This window comes from Mesorhizobium sp. BR1-1-3 (genome assembly GCF_020165455.1).
In the GTDB taxonomy this organism is placed as follows: Bacteria; Pseudomonadota; Alphaproteobacteria; order Rhizobiales; family Rhizobiaceae; genus Mesorhizobium; species Mesorhizobium ciceri.
On the sequence record NZ_JAIUIC010000008.1, the window covers coordinates 144,922 to 165,593 of the forward strand.

A 20,672-nucleotide genomic window follows, 5' to 3' on the forward strand; every position below is an offset into this window, starting at 1 on the left:
TCGGCTGTCGTCGTGAAACCTTTTGATTTTGAGGTCGTTGTCGGAGCGTATGTCCGAGGCGAAACCCAAATTGAAACAGGCCGACGGCATCAAACCGCGCGGTGCCTTGAAGCCGCGACAGCAAGCGCCGCGTGACCACAGGCCGCGCCACGAGGATCTGCGCGAAAAAAAACCGCCGACTGCCGAAGCTGCCCCCGAGGTCGACGGCCAGCCGGGACCGCCACCGGAGGCTGTCGAGCCGGATCCGCAACTGACGCCCGAAGAAGCCGAGCAGGCGCGCCGGAAATACCTGCTGCGGCGTTTCTGGATCAGCGGGCGCGGCTACTGGGCCAGGCGGGGCGATGGGCTTGCCTGGCCGCTCACGATCGGGCTGTTGATCCTGATCTGCGTCAATGTCGGCTTTCAGTACGGGATCAACGTCTGGAACCGCTCCTTCTTCGACGCCATCGAGCAACGCAACGTCCACACCGTCTATGTGCTTAGCGCCATATTCCTGCCGCTCGTCGCTGGAAGCGCGGGCCTTGTGGTCGCGCAGGTCTATCTGCGCATGACGATCCAGCGCCGCTGGCGTTCCTGGCTGACCACCGCCGTCATCGCACGCTGGCTTGCCAATGGCCGCTACTACCAGTTGAATCTCGTCGCCGGCGACCACTCGAACCCCGAAGCCCGCCTCACGGAGGATCTGCGGATCGCCACCGAGTCACCGGTCGATTTCATCTCCGGCGTCCTCAATGCGTTCCTGTCGGCCTCGACCTTCATCGTGGTGCTGTGGACGATCGGCGGCGCGCTCACTTTGCCGATCGGTGGCGAAAACCTGACCATTCCCGGCTTCCTCGTCATCACCGCAGTCATCTATGCCGCCATCACCTCCACGTCGATGGTGGTCATCGGCCGGCATTTCGTCCGCCTCTCCGAGCAGAAGAACCAGGCGGAAGCCGAATTCCGCTACACGCTGACGCGGGTACGCGAAAACGGCGAGAGCATCGCATTGCTCGGCGGCGAGGAGGAGGAGCGCAGCGGCATCGACAGGAACTTCGGTCATGTGCTCAGGCAATGGGCGCTGCTGACGGGCCAGCACATGCGCACGGCGCTGGTGTCGCAGGGGTCGAGCCTGTTTGCGCCGGTCGTGCCGGTCCTGCTTTGCGCGCCGAAATTCCTCGAAGGCTCGATGTCGCTCGGACAGGTGATGCAGGCTGCCTCCGCCTTCGCCATCGTGCAGGGCGCGTTCGGATGGCTGGTCGACAACTACCCGCGTCTTGCCGACTGGAACGCCTCGGCGCGGCGCATCGCCTCGCTGATGATGTCGCTCGACGGGCTCGAGCGTGCGGAGCAGAGCGACGCGCTCGGACGCATCCAGCACGGCGAAACCGAAGACGGTGCGATGCTCAGCCTCGACGATCTCTCCGTCACGCTCGACGACGGCACCTCCGTGGTCAAGGAAACCGAGGTTGCGATCGAACCGGGCGAGCGTGTGCTGGTGGCTGGCGAATCCGGCTCCGGCAAGTCGACGCTGGTGCGGGCCGTTGCCGGCCTGTGGCCGTGGGGCGGCGGCAGCGTCAATTTTCATGCCGACAGGCGACTGTTCATGCTGCCGCAACGTCCCTACATCCCCTCGGGCACGCTTCGCCGCGCGGTCGCCTATCCCGCGGCCGCGGACAAGTGGACGATCAAACAGATCAAGGCCGCCCTGGACAAGGTCGGCTTGGCCTATCTTGCCGAAAGGATCAAGGAAGAAGCGCCATGGGACCAGACGCTGTCGGGCGGCGAAAAGCAGCGTCTCGCTTTCGCGCGCCTGCTGCTGCACCGCCCCGATATCGTCGTGCTGGATGAAGCAACCTCGGCGCTCGACGAGAAGAGCCAGGACGCCATGATGGCGACGGTGATCCGCGAATTGCCCGATGTCACCATCATCAGCGTGGCGCACCGTGCCGAGCTGGAAGCCTTCCACAGCCGCAAGATCACCCTCGAACGGCGCGAGGGCGGCGCCAAGCTTGTCAGCGACATCAACCTCGTGCCGCGCAAGCGCAACCTGCTGAAGCGCGCCTTGTGGGGCTCCGGCAGTCGGGTCGAAAGGGCGCGCAAGGAGTAAGGCGCCGCTGCCCCGGGCACCGCGCAACTATGATGCGTATATGTCCTTGTAGGCGTCGCGCAGCAGGTTCTTCTGTACCTTGCCCATGGTGTTGCGCGGCAGTTCATCGACGAAGATCACGCGCTTCGGATGCTTGTATTTCGCCACCCGTCCGGCGATAGCGCCGAGAATTTCGGCACCGGTGATCCGCGATGACGGCGCCCGCACGACCACGGCGGTGACGCCTTCGCCGAAATCCGGATGGGCAACGCCGATGACGGCGCTTTCGCTAACCCCGTCGAGCGCATCGATCTCGCTTTCGAGCTCCTTCGGGTAGATGTTGTAACCGCCCGATATGATCAGGTCCTTGCCGCGGCCGACGATGTGGACATAACCGTCGGCGTCGATCATGCCGAGATCGCCGGTGATGAAAAAACCGTCGGCGCGGAATTCCGCCTTGGTCTTCTCCGGCATGCGCCAATAGCCGCCGAAAACATTTGGGCCCTTCACCTCGATCATGCCGACCTCGCCCTGCGCAAGCGCTGCGCCGCTGTCTGGATCGGCGATGCGAAGCGTGACGCCGGGCAAGGGGAAACCGACGGTGCCGGCGCGCCGCTCGCCCTCATAGGGGTTCGAGGTGTTCATGTTGGTCTCGGTCATGCCGTAGCGTTCGAGGATCGCGTGGCCGGCGCGCTCGCGCCAGGCCTTGTGCGTCTCGGCCAGCAGCGGCGCCGACCCGGAAATGAACACACGGATGTTTTTCGCCGCCTCATGGTCCAGCCCCTCATGCTGCAGCAGGCGCACGTAGAAGGTCGGCACCCCCATCAGGGCCGTGGCACGCGGCAGCAGCGAGACGATGCGGGCCGGATCGAACTTCTGCTCGAACAGCATCGAGGCGCCGGCCATCAGGACGACGTTGGTGGCGACGAACAGGCCGTGCGTGTGGAAGATCGGCAATGCGTGGATCAGCACGTCGTCTCCGGTGAAACGCCAGTGCTCGACCAGCACGCGCGCGTTCGAAGCAAGGTTCTCGTGGCTGAGCATGGCGCCTTTCGAACGGCCGGTGGTCCCCGACGTGTAGAGGATTGCCGCGAGGTCATCCGGCCCGCGCGCCACGTCATGAAAATCCGTCGGCAGCCGCGAGGCCTGGTCGGTCAGCGATCCCCGGCCATCGCGGCCGAGCGTGACGGTGACGGCGCCCGTCTTTTCCGCCAGCGCGCCGATGTCGGCCGCTCTTGCCGGATCGCAGACGACCAGGCGTGGTTCTGCGTCGCCGAAGAAATACTCCAGCTCAGCCAGCGTGTAGGCGGTGTTGAGCGGCAGGAAGACGGCGCCGGCGCGCAGGCATGCGAGATAGAGCATGACCGCTTCCGGGCTCTTCTCGACCTGCACGGCAACGCGGTCACCGGGCTCGACATCCAGTTGCAGGAGCGCATGCGCAAGCTGCGCCGAGCGGGCCAGCATATCGCCATAGGTGATCGAGCGGCCATCATCGGTTTCCATCAGCAAGCGCGCTGGCGCCGGCATCCGGAACCGGAACGCATCGAACAGATGATTGCTCATGAAGACTTCCCTGGGGTGCTGCGGCGCTGAGCATGCGCCTGTCGCGGCATGCCTCGGCGGCGAGAGTTCGCGGTTCTTGGCCGCGCCGTCAAGCCCGCCGACAGCGGTTCACGCCGGCCGCGCCGACGCAGGTTGCGTGCAAGAAACGAGCACAAGAGACCCGCCAGGAAACGACTGCTATCGCCGAGCGCGTTTGCCGGCGATTTCTTTCGTTTCCTCGTCCTGCTCGAAGCGCTTCATGCACATGGCCGCAGTCAACCGGTAGTGGTTGAGCAGGGCCTCGACGGCACTGTCGGCATTGCCGTCCAGGGCATATTCGGCGATCAGACGATGCTCGCCGAAATCGTCGCGCTGGACGCCTTCGCCATCATTGGCCATTTGCCGGTAGCGATAGGCGTGATCGGAGAGCTGGTCGCAAAACCCCACCAGCCATTGCGACCGGCAGGCCGAAATCAGCACCCTGTGGAAGATGCGATGCAGCCTCTCCCAATCGGGATTGAGCGAGAAGAGATTCTGCGGTGCCAGGCGTGACGCGCGTCCCAGGCGATGCAGCGCCAGCACGAGCTGTTCTTCCCATTCGGCGGTGCGGTGGGTGATGGATTCGCGAAGCGCTCGCTCCTCGAGCCAGCAGCGGGTGCGCGTCAGCTCCTCGAGTTCCGAGGCGCTGACCGGCATGATGAAGAAGCCGCGCTGGTCGTGCCGGCCGAGAAGCCCTTCCGAGGCGAGGCGATTGAGGGCTTCGCGGACAGGCGAGGCGCCGGCCCCATATTTGGAGACCACCCACTCGACCCGCAGCTTGCTCTCCGCTTCAAGGACACCGCCGAGAAGATCGTCCCGCAATTGCTGATAGACCGTAGTGGCAAGCGTGCTCTTCGGTCCGGCAGCGTCGTCGTTCAGATTGGCAGCTCCGTATGTCAAAGCGACTCCTTGTCCCCAGGACTTGTCCCGGGCGATTCGAGTCCGAAAGCATTCGCCTTCTCGTACTTGTACCATACAGCGCGAAGATTCGCCTGCTCAAGCAGAAGATCACGTTATTGTACTTTAGCACAAAGGAATATGCGGCATTTCGGAGTTCAATGCTGTAATTCCGCGCTTTTTCACAACCTGCGGGCACTTAACATGTTTTGTATGCACGCAGGAGAACCTGTTCTTTTTGTTCTTTTGTATTCGTGCGAGATCAACTGTCTGCTTTGGGCATAAACGACGGAGCTGAAAACCGAATCAGGCAATCGCTCACATCCGATGCCGTTGCCCCAAAAGCTTCACAAACCCGCCCGGCACCAGAACCTTAGCCGGCATGCAGGGCTGACGCGGGAACACTGCTGGTCAACCGGCTGCCTTATCGGCTGCCGTCCTGATCGCCTGGATGTTCTGCCGATAAGCCTCGACGCTGCCGCCTTTGAAGATGGCGGCGCCCGCCACCAGCACATCGGCGCCGGCAGCGGTGACCAGCGGCGCGGTTTCGGCTGAAACACCGCCGTCGATCTCGATTCGGATCGGCCGGCCTCCGATGAGGGCCTTGACCCGCTTCACCTTGTCGACGATCGCTGGGATGAAGGCCTGGCCGCCGAAGCCCGGATTGACGGTCATGATCAGGATCAGGTCGAGCCGGTCGAGCACGTATTCGACCACGCTTTCCGGCGTCGCCGGATTGAGCGACACACCGGCCTTTTTGCCAAGGTTCCTGATGGTCTGCAGCGAGCGGTCAAGATGCGGGCCGGCCTCGGCATGGACGGTCAAACCGTCGCAGCCGGCCTCGGCGAAAGCGGCCAGATAGGGGTCGGCCGGGGCAATCATCAGATGGCAGTCGAAGAAGGCCTTGGTGCGGTTGCGGATCGCCTTGATCACTGGCGGGCCAAAGGTGATGTTGGGCACGAAATGCCCGTCCATAACATCGAGATGTATCCAGTCGGCGCCGGCTGCCGCTACCGCTTCGACCTCATCGCCGAGTTTGGAAAAATCCGATGCCAGCACCGATGGTGCAATCAGGGTCTTTCTGCTCATGGATGCGGCCTTTCCGAGTGTCCTTCTCGTTGGCCACTCTATCGACTGCCTAATGCGCCGCAGCCGACTTGTCGAGGGTGCAGGCGCGGCCGACGCGCAGGCTGGGACGCGTGCCGTTATCCGCGATCATGCTGCGGCCAATTCCCGCTTGTCCCCACAGCTGCGAAGAAAAACCCGCCGGATTGCTCCGGCGGGGTTTCTGGTCTCGTGTCGAGCAGGTGGTTATTGCTGCTGGAGCTTCAGGATTCTGTCTGGAACCTGGTCCTGCCGCTGTTCGACTTGCGGCCTGCGCCGTGGCAGCACCTGCTGCAGCAGCAGGCCGGGGTTCAGCTCCAGCGACGGTTGTCCGCGGACCGCCCGGCAGTTCGGGTAGCGCCCGATCGTGCCTTCCGGGCAGCGCCTCCTGATGATCGGCTGGCACTGGCCATCGATCATCTGCGAGCCCGGTGCGCATTCCACCTCCTGCCTGCGGCATGCGCCGTTGATCACCTCGGTGCCGCGCGGGCAGACACATTCGCCGCGCTTGTTGTGGACCTGGCCGCGTATGTCGCACTGCTCCTGCGTCGGCTGCTTGCGCCGGCAGGCATTGCCCCGCACCTCGGTACCCCTCGGGCAGACACAATTGCCGTCGGCGTCGTGGACCTGGCCACGGATGGTGCACTGGTCAGGCCTTGGCCGGATCGGGCGGCAGGCGCCGTTTCTGACCTCGTTGCCTTGCGGGCAGACGCAGTCTCCGTCCGCGTCGTGGACCTGGCCACGGATGATGCACTGCTCAGGCTTCGGCCGGATCGGACGGCAGGCGCCATTGCGCACCTCGGTCCCTCGCGGGCAGACACAGTCTCCATCGGCATCGTGGACCTGGCCACGGATCGTGCACTGCTCCGGCTTTGGCTGGATCGGGCGGCAGGCATTGCCCCTGATCTCGGTTCCCCTGGGGCAAACACAATCGCCATCCGCATTGTGGACCTGGCCACGGATAGTGCACTGCTCGGGCTTGTCGGTCCTGACACACCTGCCGTTCTCGAGCCCGGTTCCGCGTGGGCAGACGCAGCGTCCGTCCTCGGTGCGGATCTGGCCCTCGAGCAGCACACAGCGTTTCGGCTGTTCCGGCTTCGGCACGATACCACCGCCCGGCGAGCACTGGCCGTTGCGGTAGGTGGTGCCTTCGGGGCAAACGCAGCGGCCGGCATCGTTCATGACGAAGCCTTGCGAGCATTCCTTCCTCGTCTCCTGGCTAATGGTGAAGGGATGGCAGGCATAGGCCTTGCCGCGATCGCCCTGCACATTGGTCTGATCGCCGCCAAGCACGTCGCCACCGCCCTGCACCCGTGTGTCGGGAGACAGCACGCCGACGCAGTTCTGGCCGCTGACATTGCCCTGCAGATTGGCCAGGCGGCCGTCGTCGGGAATGACCACGGTGACATGGTGTACCCGGCTTTCGCCGGCGCCGAGCGTCAGGTTGGCAATGCAGGACGCAGGCAAGATTGCCGGTTCCGGCGAGCAGCCGAAGGGCGGATCGATCGAGGTGATCTCAACGCCTTCCAGCCTGCCGAGCCCCTCCACGCCGATCGCATCGCCGATGCGGACCGGCCCGGAGAAGGCGGTCGCTCCGTCATTGGTGATGGTGATCTCGAACGAGCAGGGTTGGCCGAGCCTGCATTCGCGGTCGCCGGTCTTTTCGACACGGATGGTCGAAGAACCGCCGCCCTTGGCGCAGGCCTGGCCAAAGGGATAGACGACGTCGTCGCCCGGCGCAGGCCCATAGGAGCCGCGCGCGCAGTTTTCGAACGCGCCATTCGCCGAGACCGTCACGTCGAAGTGGCGGCTGGTTCCAGGTGTCATGACGGCACCGGGAATCTGGCACGACAGCGCATTGGCCGGAACCGGTCCGCACGCCCATTCCGCGCCGTCGGGGGTGACGGTCTGGATCTGGACGGGCGCGCCGCCGGCCACCAGCGTGGCGGCATCGTTGACCCGCACCGGACCGGTGGGGGCAGCGGTGCCAAGGCTGATGACGGTGATGCGGCAAGAGACGACCGCGGCACCGGCGAGCGAGCCGTTGCACACCTTGGTGATGCGCAGGGTCGGCTTGCCGCCATTGGGATGACGGAAGCGTTCCTTGGCGCAGGCCTTGTTGTTGGTGAGGTCGTTTTCACCGGGGATGGGCTTCACCTCAGCGCAATTCTCGACAGTGTCCGACTGGTAGCCGGCCGGCATGACCGCCTTCACGAAGATCGGCGTCGAGGCGCCCGCAGGCAGCGAGATGCCGGCATTGTCGCAGCGGAACTGGCCGGGGCCGTTCGGTCCGCATGTCCAGGGCGGGTTCGGGCCGAAGGTCGAGGACGACGGCGCCCCGCCCGGATAGCTGTCGATCACCGTCAGCGGTCCGTTATAGGTCGATGTGCCGTTGTTGATGATGTCGATCACGAAGGTGCAGATGCCGTCGGCCGAGCAGACCGGGACGCGGGCACGCTTCTTCAGGATCAGGTCGACCTTCTTCTCCACCGGCGGCCGGCAGTCGCGGTCACGGTCGCCGCGCCGGCAGATCGGGATCGAGGCACAGCCGCGATCGTTCGACTGGCTGCCGAACAGCGGCTTGCCGCTGGCGCCATAATTGTAGGTGGCGCAGTTGCGTAAAGCACCGCCTTGCCAGCCTCCGGCCGGCTTGAAGCCGAGCTTGAGGTCGACGGAGGCCCCCGGATTGAGCGTGGTCACCGGATGTGTGCAGGTCATCGGGGTGGTTCCGGGTACGCAGACCCAGGGTGGATTTGGCCCTGAATCGAGCGTCGAGCCGGCCGGCAGCGTCACCTCGTCGAGCACGATCTTGCCGTGGTAGGCACCGGTGCCGACATTGGTGACCCTGATGGTGAAGTCGCAGCCGCCGCCCATCGTGCAACGCGTCACGTCGGCGCGTTTCTCGACCTTGAGGTCCGGCTCCTTGTCCCTGGGCGGGCACCTCTGGTCACGCGGGATGACGATGTCGATCGTCTGCGTGCAGCACAGGCCCCAGCCTTCCTTCGGACCGGCATAGGTTTCGATGCCGGTGACGATGAGGTGGATGACGTCGCCGGGCGAGGCACCGACGATCTTCCAGTTGAGCACACCGCCGCCCGCCGGCACCAATTGGGTATCGGGGATGATATTGATGCCGGGCGTGCTCGTCGACACCTGCACCCACTTGCCGCCCATCTCCGGGCCGACCGGCATGTGGTAGATGAAGGCGCCGCCGCCGGGCACGCAGTCGACCGTGCCGCGTTCCACCTTGAAGCATTCCTTGCCCGGAGGTGGCGGTGGCGGATTGCACTTGGTGACGTCGATCTTGATCGAGGTCTTCACGCCGGTCTTGAAGTCACCGTCGTCGGGCTTGCCCGGATCCTGCGACGGGATGATGGTCCCGGTGCCCGGTCCGGCCGTCACCTTGATCATGCCCTGGTTGTCGACGATCGTCGGCGCGGGAAATGCCGCACGATCGATCTTGGCCGTGATCGCGAAGTTGATCACACGCTCGTTGGCAGCGCCGACGCCGTCGAGATCGGACGTGGAGATGCGGAAGTCGGAAACCGTGGCAGTATCGTTCGGATTTGCCGAAGTGCTGATCGTTGCACCCGGCAGTGGTCCGCCGGACGAATCCGTGCCGTCGCCGGACACGTTGACGTTGATGATCGCAAGGCCGTGCGGAAGCTGGTCCTTGAAGTCGATCCTGACCTTCTTCAGCCTGGCCTCGAGGCTCGGGTCGGCAAGGCCCTGCGGATCGCCGCGCAAGCCGAAGCTCAGCGAGTAGACGACGTAATCGCAGCCTCTTTGAGTGCCTGTCTTGGTGAAGAAAGGCACCACCTGGTCAGGCCTCGGAGTGACGACGCGCGAACTGTCGAGATCGAGCTTCAGCTCCGGGGTGATCGAGGCAGCGTCTTCTGCAAAGCCTTGCACCGGGGTGAACATGGCGACCGCGATACCGGCCGCCATCAGCCAGCGCGCGCCGCGCCTGGCGTATGACAGGGGTTTCATGATCGTCTCCATGACGGTTGTTTGGGCGTTCGTTGCGAGCGGGGAGAGTGCGAGATTTTTCATCTTCCCCTCCTCAACGTTCGCAGCTGGCGGCTGGGGTTCTGAGCGGCAAAGTCATCTTGCAGCAAGGGTAATAGCCACCCTTGTCCTTGTCGGACTTCCTGTAGAAGCAGAGCCCGACATCGACTGTGTCGCCCGGATAGTGGCCGGTGATGTCGATCGTGTAAGGCTTGCCGGGCGCATGCGACTGGGATGATGTCACCCCGACGCCTGGCGTCCTGGACTGGACCTTGATCGAATCGCCGCCGAAGCCGGCATGGTCATGGAGATAGAGATCGGCCTCGAGGCCGGAAGGCGTGCAGTAATACTGGACGTCGTCGACGTCGAGACATGGAGGCAGGTTGCCGGGTGGTGGGAAATCCGGCGGGTAGAAGGGGGGCAGGTAGCCGCCCGGGATTTCCTCGTAATAGCCGGCGCGGCCCTCGCAAGGGTGCCAGACGGCAACATCGCCGACATGGCCCTCGACCTCCGGGTCTTCGAAATAACCGTCGAAGTCGACGAACCATGAGCCGAAGGGCGGCACATTGGCCGGCTTGACCAGCTCTTTCGGCGTGATCTGCACACCGTGTACGGCCAGCGGCCCGCCGGCTGCGAGCTGTTCGGCGAGTGAAGGATTGTCGCGCAGCTTGTCGCCCGTGTTGACCAGCGTCTGCGTGCAGACGGAGCTGTCGAGATTGCCGTCGGCGTCATAGCCATATTGCAGGTCGAGGCCGCCGGCCGACTGCCGGTTGCCTTGGGGGAAGCCGACCGCATATTCCTGCGGCACTTCGACCCAGACCGATTCCGTTTCCGGATCGTCCGGGTTCTCCCGGAAATAGCGGATGACCTCGCCTTTACCGGAATCGGCGAACTGGCTGTAATCGTAACGGTTCTCGACCGGACCGCGCTGGGCCAGGTACATGAAGCCGCTGTTGTCGAAGGCGATGTCGGTGACGGCGTAGTCCTTGTCGGCCCTGACCGTCAGTTCCCAGCGCGGGTCACCGGCAAAACTGCCGTCGCGAGCGATGCCCACCGACCAGATTTCCGACTTTTCGCCGACCGAATAGTAGAGCCGGCCGCCATGGTAGGAGACACCCCAGACGCGGCGCTCGTCCTGCGTGTAGCCCCAGCTGTCGGGGTCTTCGCTATCGAAGGCGGCACCTTGTATGTCCATCACCGAACCATCGTCGGCGACGGGAGCGAGCCCATGCGTGGGCCGGCCGGCAACGCCGTGATCGAAGCTGTCGATCAGTCTGCCTTCGGCGTCGATGCGATGGATCAGGCCGGTGTCGAGATCGGACGCAAAGAACTCGCGGTGAGTGGCGTCGAAAGTGAGATTGCCGATGCCGGGACCGCTGTTGGTGTCGATGTCGGCGAATTTGGAGACCTGGCCGGTGATGCCGTCGATCTTCCAGACGGCGCCCGGCCCGCCACCGTTTTCGGTGCCGAACTGGCCATCCATGAAGGTGGCGCCGGCAGCGCCGCGGCGCTGCCTCTCGGGGCGGCCGTCATCGTCGGCATCCGGGGTGACGATACGGATGCCGTGCAGCGAGGTGGCGCCGGCATAGAGATTGGGAATGCCCGATGGAACGCCGTCGCGCACGCCGTCATCATAGGTGACGCCGAACACCTGGCCGATCTGCTCCGCCGTCACCTCGAAGGGCGGCGGCGTGTTGACCAGCTGGCCGGAGGCTGGGCCGCCCAGATGCGAAACGTCGAACACGCGCAAGGTGGCGCGCGTGGGGTCGATGAAGGTTTCGTCGACCGGATCGACGCCGGGCGGCAGGCCCTCTTTTTCGGAATCAGGGGGGTCGAAATTGGGAATGATGGTGCCGGAGAATCCGGTCACCGCCATCGAGCCGGGATACATGATCCGGGTTTCCTGCGCCTGCGCGGCGCCCAGCCACAGGCCGAGCGCCAGCGCCAGCAACCCGCCTGGATGCACAGCACGGCGCAAGCCGCCATCAAGAGACGACACGAACGAGCCGCGGATGCGAGACATGACACTACCCCCCGTAGTCGACGGGAGAACGTCGGGGCTGGCCGCGCAAATCAGGGCAAGGCGCGGCGGTCCGGCTCGTTCTTCCCTGATCGAATTGTCTGCTTTCCTCAAGACGACGATACGCCTGGTCTTACGCAGGGTCAACGGAATCAGCGGAAAGCCCAGCGCATCGACCCCGTCCCGAAGGCGGTGGTCGCGCCGAGCTCCTGTTGTTCCCGGAGACCGCAGAGCCTCTGGGTTATTGGTCATGGGGGCTTCCTTTCCGGGCCGCACCATGCGGCACCTGGAGATCAGTCGCGGGCGGAGATGGAAAGGTTCATGGAAGGCCTGCGCAGAATGCTTGCGCGCGATGCCGCCTGTTCTTATATACGCGCCAAGCCGTTCGGCGCCGGAATGCCGGTTGCCGGAACGGGATTTCTTGTGAACAGGGGCTTTCGTCGGAACGCCTGTACGGGTCCTGAGAGCCTGCTTAGCGGAGAGACTAGAGAAATGGCAAAAGTAATCGGTATCGATCTCGGCACCACCAACTCCTGCATCGCCATCATGGATGGCAAGGAGCCCAAGGTAATCGAGAATGCGGAAGGCGCGCGCACGACGCCTTCCATCGTCGCCATCTCGGGCGACGACGAACGTCTGGTCGGCCAGCCGGCCAAGCGCCAGGCGGTCACCAATCCTGAAAACACCATCTTCGCGGTCAAGCGCCTGATCGGCCGCCGCTATGACGATCCGGTGACGGAGAAGGACAAGAAGCTTGTCCCCTACAAGATCGTCAAGGGCGACAATGGCGATGCCTGGGTCGAAGCCGGCGGCAGGAAGCAGTCGCCCTCGCAGATTTCGGCCATGATCCTGCAGAAGATGAAGGAGACGGCGGAAGCCTATCTCGGCGAAAAGGTCGAGAAGGCGGTCATCACCGTTCCGGCCTATTTCAACGACGCCCAGCGCCAGGCGACCAAGGATGCCGGCAAGATCGCCGGCCTTGAAGTGCTGCGCATCATCAACGAGCCGACCGCGGCAGCGCTTGCCTATGGCCTCGACAAGAAGGAAGGCAAGACCATTGCCGTCTATGACCTTGGCGGCGGCACGTTCGACATTTCGGTGCTCGAAATCGGCGATGGCGTGTTCGAGGTCAAGTCGACCAATGGCGACACCTTCCTCGGCGGCGAGGATTTCGACATGCGCCTGGTCGAATACCTGGCGGCCGAGTTCAAGAAGGAACAGGGCATCGACCTGAAGAACGACAAGCTTGCCCTGCAGCGCCTCAAGGAGGCGGCTGAAAAGGCCAAGATCGAGCTGTCGTCGACCACCCAGACCGAAATCAACCTGCCCTTCATCACCGCCGACGCGACCGGGCCGAAGCACCTGACGCTGAAGCTGACGCGCGCCAAGTTCGAGCAGCTGGTCGACGACCTCGTCCAGCGCACGATTGCCCCTTGCAAGGCGGCATTGAAGGATGCCGGCCTGAAGGCGGGCGAGATCGACGAAGTCGTCCTGGTCGGCGGCATGACCCGCATGCCCAAGATCCAGGAAATCGTGAAGCAGTTCTTCGGCAAGGAGCCGCACAAGGGCGTCAATCCGGATGAGGTCGTCGCTCTCGGCGCCGCCATCCAGGCCGGCGTGCTGCAGGGCGACGTCAAGGACGTGCTGTTGCTCGACGTGACGCCGCTGTCGCTCGGCATTGAGACGCTGGGTGGCGTGTTCACCCGCCTGATCGAACGCAACACGACGATCCCGACCAAGAAGAGCCAGGTGTTCTCGACGGCCGAGGACTCACAGTCGGCAGTGACCATCCGGGTCTTCCAGGGTGAGCGCGAAATGGCCGCCGACAACAAGGCGCTCGGCCAGTTCGACCTGGTCGGCATTCCGCCGGCGCCGCGCGGCGTACCGCAGATCGAGGTCACCTTCGACATCGACGCCAACGGCATCGTCAACGTTTCGGCCAAGGACAAGGGCACCGGCAAGGAGCACCAGATCCGCATCCAGGCATCGGGTGGTCTTTCGGACGCCGACATCGAGAAGATGGTCAAGGACGCCGAGGCCAATGCCGAGACCGACAAGAAGCGGCGTGCGCTGGTCGAGGCCCGCAACCAGGCCGAAGCGCTGCTGCATTCCTCGGAGAAGTCGCTGAAGGAATATGGCGACAAGGTTTCGGAAGGCGAGCGCACGGCGATCTCCGACGCGATCGCGGCGCTGAAGACCGCGACCGAAGGCGACGACGCGGCCGACATCGAAGCCAAGAGCCAGGCGCTGGCCGAGGCTTCTATGAAGCTTGGCCAGGCCATGTACGAGGCTTCGCAGAAGGAAGCGGCGGAAGCCGACGCCAAGGCGGACGCCGCCAAGGACAGTGACGTTGTCGACGCCGATTTCGAGGAAATCGACGAGGACGACGACAAGAAGAAGTCGGCCTGAACCGTTTGACGGCAAGATAAAGCGAAAAGCCCGGCGAAGGCCGGGCTTTTTTGCAACCTCTTGCAGAAAAACAGCGGGCCTTGCTGAAAAAATGCAGGCAAAGCCGCGTCGACACTGGCATCCCCCTTCCATCGCACCTAAATCGAAGCGTCAGTGCCGGCAAGAGACGCAACAATGCTTCAAGACGTTGAGCATCCGGACAGCGGGAAAAAATGAAAGCTGATTTCTACGAGACGCTGGGCGTGCAAAAAGGCGCCGATGAGAAGGAGCTCAAGAGCGCTTTCCGCAAGCTCGCCATGCAGTTCCATCCCGATCGCAACCCCGGCGACCATTCCTGCGAGCACAAGTTCAAGGAAATCAACGAAGCCTACGAGACGCTGAAAGACCCGCAGAAGCGCGCGGCCTATGACCGCTTCGGCCACGCCGCCTTCGAACAGGGCGGCATGAATGGCGGGGCCCAGGGCTTTGGCGCCGGCGGCTTCGCCGACATTTTCGAGGACATTTTCGGCGACATGATGGGCGGGCGCCAGCGCCGCTCGTCGGGCGGCCGCGAGCGCGGCGCCGACCTGCGCTACAACATGGAAATCACCCTGGAAGAGGCTTTTGCCGGCAAGACCGCACAGATCCGGGTGCCGGCGTCGATCTCGTGCTCTGAATGTTCGGGCAGCGGCGCCAAGCCCGGCACCCAGCCCGTCACCTGCTCGATGTGCAACGGCCACGGCAAGGTGCGCGCCACGCAAGGTTTCTTCTCGATCGAGCGGACCTGCCCGCAATGCCAGGGGCGTGGCCAGACGATCAAGGACCCGTGCCCGAAATGCGCCGGCCAGGGCCGCGTCACCGAGGAGCGTTCGCTGTCGGTCAACATCCCGGCCGGCATCGAGGACGGCACCCGCATCCGCCTTGCCAATGAGGGCGAAGCCGGCCTGCGCGGCGGGCCCTCGGGCGACCTCTATATCTTCCTGGCGGTCAAACCGCACGAGTTCTTCCAGCGCGACGGCGCCGACTTGTATTGCAAGGTGCCGATCTCGATGACGACGGCAGCCCTTGGCGGCTCCTTCGAGGTGACGACGCTGGACGGCACGCAGACCAAGGTCAAGGTGACCGAAGGCACACAGAACGGGCGCCAGTTCCGCCTCAAGGGTAAGGGCATGCCTGTGCTGCGCCAGCCCAATATCGGCGACCTCTACATCCAGACCGCTGTCGAGACGCCGCAGAACCTGACCCGCCGCCAGCGCGAACTGCTGGAGGAGTTCGAACAGCTCTCCTCACAGGACAATTCGCCTCAATCGAGCGGCTTTTTCGCCCGCATGAAGGATTTTTTCGAGTCCTTCGGCGAACGTTGATGCACTTTGGCCAGCCTAAGCCGATTGCAACGCGTAAATCCTTGAATCGCGTCACCCCTTGAGACGCGACGAAAATTATCTTATCCACGACATGCGTCCGGCCGCGCCTTGCCTAGCACCGCTCAGGTGCTAAGTAACTTTGCGGGGAGCGCTGAGGAGAGCTTGCATGACACGTGGCCCTGGACTGCGGAAGGCGCTTGTCGAAAAGTTCGACGACGAACTCAAATTCTTCAAGGGCTGGATCGACAAGCCGAAGGCGGTTGGTTCGATCGTGCCGACCAGTTCGGTCACCGCGCGCAAAATGGCCTCGATCGTCAATCCTAAATCCGGCCTGCCGGTGCTCGAGGTCGGTCCCGGTACCGGCGTCATCACCCGCGCCATCCTTGCCCAGGGCGTACGGCCCGAAAACCTCTACGCCGTCGAATATTCCACGGATTTCGTGCGCCATTTGCGACGACTCTATCCCGGCGTCAACGTCATCGAGGGCGACGCCTTCAACCTCAACGCCACGCTTGGCGACAAGAGCGGGATGATCTTCGATTCCGTCGTTTCGGGCGTGCCGCTGCTCAACTTTCCGGTCGCCCAGCGCATCGCCTATATCGAGAGCCTGCTCGACCGCATCCCGGCCGGACGGCCGATCGTGCAGCTGACCTACGGACCGATGTCGCCGATCCCGGCCGGCCGCGGTGACTACACGGTCAAGCATTTCGATTTCATCCTCCGCAACATTCCGCCGACGCAGTTGTGGATCTATCGCCGCGAAGCGCACTAGTGAGAAGGGAATAGGGCAATAGGGGAGTAAGAGAGTAGGGATGAAGGGTCCATTTCCAGGCTATTTTCTACTCCCATATTCCCTACTGCCCTATTCCCCTATCCAGCCGTTGATTTGAGCCGTCCTTGGCTGTACCTGTCCGGGAACAAGGGTGGCCAATGGCAGTGATCCCGAAAATCCTCGTCTTCGCCGGCTCGGTGCGCAGCGGCGCCTATAGCGGCAGGGCCGCCGACGTGGCTCAAAAGGAACTCGCCATGCAAGGTGCCGAGGTGACCCGCATCTCGCTCGCCGAATACCCCCTGCCGATCATGGACGAGGACCTGGAAAAGGAAAAAGGCGTTCCCGAAAACGCCCAGAAACTCGGCCGTCTGATTGTCGCCCATGACGGGCTGCTGATCGCCACACCCGAATATAACGGCTCCATTCCGCCGCTGCTCAAGAACACGATCGACTGGGTGAGCCGGGTGCGCAGGGATGGTGGCCGGCCAGTCAGGCCGCTGGCCGGCAAGGTCGTTGGCCTCTGCTCGTCCTCCAACGGGCACTTTGCCGGTATCCGCTGCATCAACCATCTGCGCGCGGTGCTGGTGCGTTGCCAGATGGAGGTGGTGACGCCGGAATGCTCGGTGCCCGACGGCGGTGACGCCTTCGACGAGGATGGAAATTTCCGTGACGAAAGACTGCACAAATCGATGGAGCACCTATGCCGCACGCTGATCGAGACCTCGCGCCTGCTGTCCACCCGGATCGAGGCATGATCGCCAATAGCATGCGCGACCGGCTCATCGTCGGCCTCGACGTGCCGACAGTGAAGCAAGCCGAGCAGGCAGTGCGCGAACTCGACGGCATCGTCTCCTTCTACAAGATCGGCTACCAGCTTGCCTTCGCCGGCGGGCTCGACTTCGCCAGGGAGCTGGCCAGCGGCGGCACCAACGTCTTCCTGGACATGAAGCTGCTCGACATCGACCACACGGTGGCCAAGGGTGTCGAGAACATCGTCAAGATGGGCGTGACCATGCTGACCATCCACGCCTATCCCAAGGCCATGCAGGCCGCCGTAGAGGCGGCCAGAGTCAGCGACCTTTGCCTGCTTGCCGTCAGCGTTCTGACCTCGATGGACGAGCAGGACATGATCGACGTCGGCTATGAGTACGATCCGCATACGCTGGTGCTTAGGCGCTCGGAACAGGCGCTGCATGCCGGCATGGGCGGCATCGTCTGCTCGGCCGCGGAGGCCGAGGCGGTGCGCCGGATCGTGGGACCCGACATGGCGGTGGTGACGCCCGGCATCCGGCCGGCGGGCAGCGACCATGGCGACCAGAAGCGCGTGGTGACGCCGGGCCAGGCGATTCGCAACGGCGCCAGCCACCTCGTCGTCGGCCGTCCGATCATTGCTGCGGCCAACAAACGGGAAGCGGCCGAAGCCATCCTCGACGAGATGCGCTCGGCCTGAGATTTCCAGGAACAAGTTCGGAGACCAAGAAAATGCCCAAAGGATATTGGATCGCTCGTGTCGATGTGCGCGACGCGGAAGGCTACAAGGACTATGTCGCCGCCGCCAAACCTGCCTTCGAGCGCTTCGGGGCGAAGTTCCTGGCGCGCGGCGGCGAGCACGAAAAGGCCGAAGGCCCCGGCCGCGCACGCAATGTCATCATCGAGTTCGAATCGCTCGCGGCCGCACACGATTGCTACCATTCGCCGGAATACCAGCGCGCCGCCGCCATCCGCCAGAAGGTCGCCGACGGCGAGATCGTCCTGGTCGAGGGCGCCTGAGGTCCCCTGCAAGCATAGTTCCGGTTTTAGCCGGAGACGTGCTCAAAATCGGATAGAGCCTGGCGGCGTTTGAAGCCTCGCAGGCTCATTTTACATATCTTTGCTCCGCGATTTCACGGTGATCTGCCTGGCGCAGTTGCCAGGTGCGGAGCCGTGCCGACGAGCGGTCATTCAACGCCGGTCGGATTGCCGGTTGACATGCAGGTATTTACCTGCATATTATGCCTTACAACAGAGTGAGGCAGATGGACGCCGACAAGGTTTTCAAAGCGCTGGGCGACCCGACGCGCAGAAGGCTGCTCGACCTTCTGTGCGAGCAGAACGGGCAGACGCTCGGTCAGCTTTGCGATCATCTGGACATGGCCAGGCAATCCGCCACCCAGCACCTCGACCTGCTGGAGGCGGCCAACCTGGTGAGCACGGTCAAGCGCGGCCGCGAAAAGCTGCATTTCATCAATCCCGTGCCGCTGCACGAAGTCTACGAGCGCTGGGTACGGAAATTCGAACGGCAGCGGCTCAGCCTGCTGCACGACCTGAAGCAGGAACTCGAAGGAGAAGACCAATGACCACCAGAGAGACCACGAGCTTTGTCTACGTGACCTATATCCGCTCGACGCCGCAGAAGGTGTTCGAGGCGATAATCAAACCCGAGATCGCAAAACGCTACTGGGGCCACGAGAACGTCTCCGACTGGAAGCCGGGCTCGAAATGGGAACACATCCGCGCCAATGACGAACGGACCGTCGAACTCGTCGGCAAGGTCGTCGAGATTTCGCCGCCGACCCGCCTCGTCATCACCTGGGCGAACGCTTCGCAGGCCGACGATCCGTCGAAAACCAGCCGGGTGACGTTCGCCATCGAGGAATACGACACCATGGTGCGGCTAACCGTCAGCCATGACGAGCTCGAGGCCGGCAGCGGCATGGCGAAGGGCGTCAGCCAAGGTTGGCCGGCGGTGCTGTCCAGCCTGAAATCCTTCCTCGAAACCGGCAGCGGCATCGACATTTTCGCCAAGCCGAAATCGGCCTGATGTTGCGACCTCGAGCAGACCCGTGGAGAACGATAATGACCAAGCGCTATACCGGCGGCTGCGCATGCGGCGCGATCCGTTACGCAACCAATGACGAGCCTATCTTCCAGAACCACTGCCAGTGCAGCGATTGCCAGAAGCGCTCAGGCACCGGCCACGGATCCTACCTGACCTTCGGCCAGCGTGCCGATATGGCCATTACCGGGGAGGTGAGCACCTGGCGCGTGGCGGGCGCCAGCGGCAATGAAAAAATCCACACCTTCTGTCCAACCTGCGGAACGCCGGTCTTTCTGATATCCGTCGCCATGCCGGAATTCATAGCGGTCCATGCGGCCAGCCTCGACGATCCGGAACAGTTCAGCCCACAGATGGTGACTTACACGAGCCACGGCCATGCCTGGGACAAGATGGATCCCGCCTTGCAGGCGGTCGAGCGAATGCCGTAGTGAAACGCGTCCGCCGTCGGCCCGCGATCTGCCGTCGCGCCTTCAGGCGCGATGCTCTTGGCCGATCAGCCGGCTCGCCGCTGTCTCGGCTATGGCATCGGCAAGCTCGAGGCTCCATTGCTGGCGGCAATAGGCGCGGAAATCGAAGCAGGGCAGGCCGGGGCAGACCTCGAACTCGACGAGGTGGACGGTGTCGTCGGCCTCGACCCTGAGATCGACGGAAAACACGTCGCGCAGGCCGAGCCCGCTCATCAGCCGCCCGGCGATCGCACGAATCCTGGCGTCGGCGGCCGGCTGGCTGTCGGCGACCGCGACGAGCTCCGGCTCGGCGTAATGTCCCGCCGCTTTCGCTGCCTGGCCAGTGTCGCCGTAGAGCGCCAGGCTGTCGGCCATGGTCTGGAAATCGGCGCCTGAATCGACAAAGGCCACGCCAAGCGCTTCGACCCCGGCATCTGGTACCAGGCCGAGGAAACTGGCGCGCACGTTGCGGCCGGCGACATAAGGCTGGACGACGACATCGTCGCGATAGGCCGAAAAGACGCGCCGGCTGAGCTCCAAAGCGTGGGCGAGATCGCTGCAGCGCGAATCCGGCCATATGCCGATCTTGGCGCCGAGCCGGTTGGGCTTGACGAACCAGCCGGCGGGCGAGGCCGGCGGCTCGACCAGCCATTGGCCGTCACGCGCGAGCCCAGCCTGTGGCACCGGCAGGCCGAGCGCGCCGAGCACGGCGCCGGAGCGGAACTTGTCCTGGCAGAGCGCGAACAGCGCATCGTCGGCGCCGATTGTCTTGAAACCGCCCAGTCGCGCCAAAGCGGGCGCCGCGCCGCCGCGGAAATAGGCAATGCCGTCGGTCAGCGTCCAGACCAGCGTTGTGCTGGGATGCTCGCCGGCGAGCACGCTGGCAGCGTCGTCGAGCGCCACCGGCGTGAACGACAGGCCGCGTGCCTGGCAGGCACGGCCAAGCACGTCGAATTCAGGAGCGAGATCGGTCGACTGCGCCAGATAGGAGGCGATTTCGGTGGCGCGCTGCGACGCATGGCCGTCGGCGAACAGACGGTCGAAACAAGCCTTTTCCGGCTCATGGACGAGTATCAGTTTCGGCTTACGGCTTGGCATGAGATGAACGATTCCCGGCGGTACGATCACCTACCATCGCATGGTCGAGACGTCAGGCTCTCGCGAAACCGACACGGTGCGGGCGGTGGCGTGACAACGCACCGTCCG

General features: G+C 63.8%; 16 protein-coding genes. 10 read left to right on the forward strand and 6 right to left on the reverse strand.

From position 1 onward, the window contains the following. The first annotated feature begins 49 nt into the window (after positions 1 to 49). Positions 50 to 2,089, forward strand: a complete 2,040-nt coding sequence (locus LB559_RS19315) for an ABC transporter ATP-binding protein/permease (RefSeq protein WP_013528580.1) — start codon at positions 50 to 52, stop codon at positions 2,087 to 2,089. A 27-nt stretch (positions 2,090 to 2,116) separates the two neighbouring features. Here LB559_RS19315 and LB559_RS19320 read toward each other — a convergent pair whose 3' ends face one another. From LB559_RS19320 to LB559_RS19340, 5 genes are all read right to left on the reverse strand, one after another. Next, entirely contained in the window at positions 2,117 to 3,631 is a 1,515-nt protein-coding gene (locus tag LB559_RS19320) for a malonate--CoA ligase (RefSeq protein ID WP_224674748.1), read from the reverse strand. Between the two features lie 177 nt (positions 3,632 to 3,808). Further along, complete coding sequence (locus LB559_RS19325; protein WP_224674749.1) at positions 3,809 to 4,549, reverse strand: GntR family transcriptional regulator; 741 nt, start codon at positions 4,547 to 4,549, stop codon at positions 3,809 to 3,811. A gap of 408 nt (positions 4,550 to 4,957) precedes the next feature. Beyond that, on the reverse strand, positions 4,958 to 5,635 hold the full coding sequence (gene rpe / locus LB559_RS19330; RefSeq protein ID WP_027161168.1) for a ribulose-phosphate 3-epimerase: 678 nt from the start codon (positions 5,633 to 5,635) through the stop codon (positions 4,958 to 4,960). 222 nt (positions 5,636 to 5,857) lie between these two features. Then, positions 5,858 to 9,703 (reverse strand): DUF11 domain-containing protein, encoded by a 3,846-nt coding sequence (locus LB559_RS19335; RefSeq protein WP_224674750.1) that lies wholly within the window; start codon positions 9,701 to 9,703, stop codon positions 5,858 to 5,860. A 10-nt stretch (positions 9,704 to 9,713) separates the two neighbouring features. Further along, positions 9,714 to 11,957 (reverse strand): hypothetical protein, encoded by a 2,244-nt coding sequence (locus LB559_RS19340; protein ID WP_224674751.1) that lies wholly within the window; start codon positions 11,955 to 11,957, stop codon positions 9,714 to 9,716. Positions 11,958 to 12,170: 213 nt separating this feature from the next. Between LB559_RS19340 and dnaK the strand changes: the two genes are divergently transcribed. The 9 genes from dnaK to LB559_RS19385 all read left to right on the forward strand — a co-directional run bounded on the left by dnaK (position 12,171) and on the right by LB559_RS19385 (position 19,448). Next, positions 12,171 to 14,087 carry a molecular chaperone DnaK gene (dnaK, locus tag LB559_RS19345; protein ID WP_024502156.1) on the forward strand — a complete coding sequence of 639 codons (1,917 nt, stop codon included), beginning with the start codon at positions 12,171 to 12,173 and terminating at the stop codon, positions 14,085 to 14,087. Between the two features lie 212 nt (positions 14,088 to 14,299). Beyond that, positions 14,300 to 15,430 carry a molecular chaperone DnaJ gene (dnaJ, locus tag LB559_RS19350; protein WP_023810873.1) on the forward strand — a complete coding sequence of 377 codons (1,131 nt, stop codon included), beginning with the start codon at positions 14,300 to 14,302 and terminating at the stop codon, positions 15,428 to 15,430. 166 nt (positions 15,431 to 15,596) lie between these two features. After that, positions 15,597 to 16,202 carry a phospholipid N-methyltransferase PmtA gene (gene pmtA / locus LB559_RS19355; protein ID WP_224674752.1) on the forward strand — a complete coding sequence of 202 codons (606 nt, stop codon included), beginning with the start codon at positions 15,597 to 15,599 and terminating at the stop codon, positions 16,200 to 16,202. Positions 16,203 to 16,360: 158 nt separating this feature from the next. Then, complete coding sequence (locus LB559_RS19360; protein ID WP_024502157.1) at positions 16,361 to 16,957, forward strand: NADPH-dependent FMN reductase; 597 nt, start codon at positions 16,361 to 16,363, stop codon at positions 16,955 to 16,957. Further along, entirely contained in the window at positions 16,954 to 17,652 is a 699-nt protein-coding gene (gene pyrF, locus LB559_RS19365; protein WP_224674753.1) for an orotidine-5'-phosphate decarboxylase, read from the forward strand. The genes LB559_RS19360 and pyrF overlap by 4 nt, the downstream gene beginning before the upstream one ends. Positions 17,653 to 17,684: 32 nt before the next feature. Beyond that, entirely contained in the window at positions 17,685 to 17,972 is a 288-nt protein-coding gene (locus tag LB559_RS19370; protein WP_013528591.1) for a DUF1330 domain-containing protein, read from the forward strand. A gap of 245 nt (positions 17,973 to 18,217) precedes the next feature. Then, positions 18,218 to 18,538: an ArsR/SmtB family transcription factor gene (locus tag LB559_RS19375; RefSeq protein ID WP_013528592.1), complete on the forward strand. Its 321-nt coding sequence runs from the start codon at positions 18,218 to 18,220 to the stop codon at positions 18,536 to 18,538. Beyond that, complete coding sequence (locus LB559_RS19380; protein ID WP_027161172.1) at positions 18,535 to 19,002, forward strand: SRPBCC family protein; 468 nt, start codon at positions 18,535 to 18,537, stop codon at positions 19,000 to 19,002. Before LB559_RS19375 ends, LB559_RS19380 begins: the two co-directional genes overlap by 4 nt. 35 nt (positions 19,003 to 19,037) lie before the next feature. After that, positions 19,038 to 19,448, forward strand: coding sequence for a GFA family protein (locus LB559_RS19385; RefSeq protein WP_224674754.1), 411 nt, complete (start codon positions 19,038 to 19,040; stop codon positions 19,446 to 19,448). A 42-nt stretch (positions 19,449 to 19,490) separates the two neighbouring features. Here LB559_RS19385 and LB559_RS19390 read toward each other — a convergent pair whose 3' ends face one another. Then, positions 19,491 to 20,564, reverse strand: coding sequence for a D-alanine:D-lactate ligase-like protein (locus tag LB559_RS19390; protein WP_224674755.1), 1,074 nt, complete (start codon positions 20,562 to 20,564; stop codon positions 19,491 to 19,493). Positions 20,565 to 20,672 lie beyond the last annotated feature (108 nt).

Excerpts from the sequence above, each read along its gene's own strand:
- LB559_RS19315 (WP_013528580.1), top strand. The coding sequence starts at position 50 with ATGTCCGAGGCGAAACCCAAATTGAAACAGGCCGACGGCATCAAACCG.
- LB559_RS19320 (WP_224674748.1), bottom strand. The coding sequence starts at position 3,631 with ATGAGCAATCATCTGTTCGATGCGTTCCGGTTCCGGATGCCGGCGCCA.
- rpe (WP_027161168.1), bottom strand. The coding sequence starts at position 5,635 with ATGAGCAGAAAGACCCTGATTGCACCATCGGTGCTGGCATCGGATTTT.
- LB559_RS19335 (WP_224674750.1), bottom strand. The coding sequence starts at position 9,703 with ATGAAAAATCTCGCACTCTCCCCGCTCGCAACGAACGCCCAAACAACC.
- LB559_RS19340 (WP_224674751.1), bottom strand. The coding sequence starts at position 11,957 with ATGGTGCGGCCCGGAAAGGAAGCCCCCATGACCAATAACCCAGAGGCT.
- dnaK (WP_024502156.1), top strand. The coding sequence starts at position 12,171 with ATGGCAAAAGTAATCGGTATCGATCTCGGCACCACCAACTCCTGCATC.
- dnaJ (WP_023810873.1), top strand. The coding sequence starts at position 14,300 with ATGAAAGCTGATTTCTACGAGACGCTGGGCGTGCAAAAAGGCGCCGAT.
- pmtA (WP_224674752.1), top strand. The coding sequence starts at position 15,597 with ATGACACGTGGCCCTGGACTGCGGAAGGCGCTTGTCGAAAAGTTCGAC.
- LB559_RS19360 (WP_024502157.1), top strand. The coding sequence starts at position 16,361 with ATGGCAGTGATCCCGAAAATCCTCGTCTTCGCCGGCTCGGTGCGCAGC.
- pyrF (WP_224674753.1), top strand. The coding sequence starts at position 16,954 with ATGATCGCCAATAGCATGCGCGACCGGCTCATCGTCGGCCTCGACGTG.
- LB559_RS19370 (WP_013528591.1), top strand. The coding sequence starts at position 17,685 with ATGCCCAAAGGATATTGGATCGCTCGTGTCGATGTGCGCGACGCGGAA.
- LB559_RS19375 (WP_013528592.1), top strand. The coding sequence starts at position 18,218 with ATGGACGCCGACAAGGTTTTCAAAGCGCTGGGCGACCCGACGCGCAGA.
- LB559_RS19380 (WP_027161172.1), top strand. The coding sequence starts at position 18,535 with ATGACCACCAGAGAGACCACGAGCTTTGTCTACGTGACCTATATCCGC.
- LB559_RS19385 (WP_224674754.1), top strand. The coding sequence starts at position 19,038 with ATGACCAAGCGCTATACCGGCGGCTGCGCATGCGGCGCGATCCGTTAC.
- LB559_RS19390 (WP_224674755.1), bottom strand. The coding sequence starts at position 20,564 with ATGCCAAGCCGTAAGCCGAAACTGATACTCGTCCATGAGCCGGAAAAG.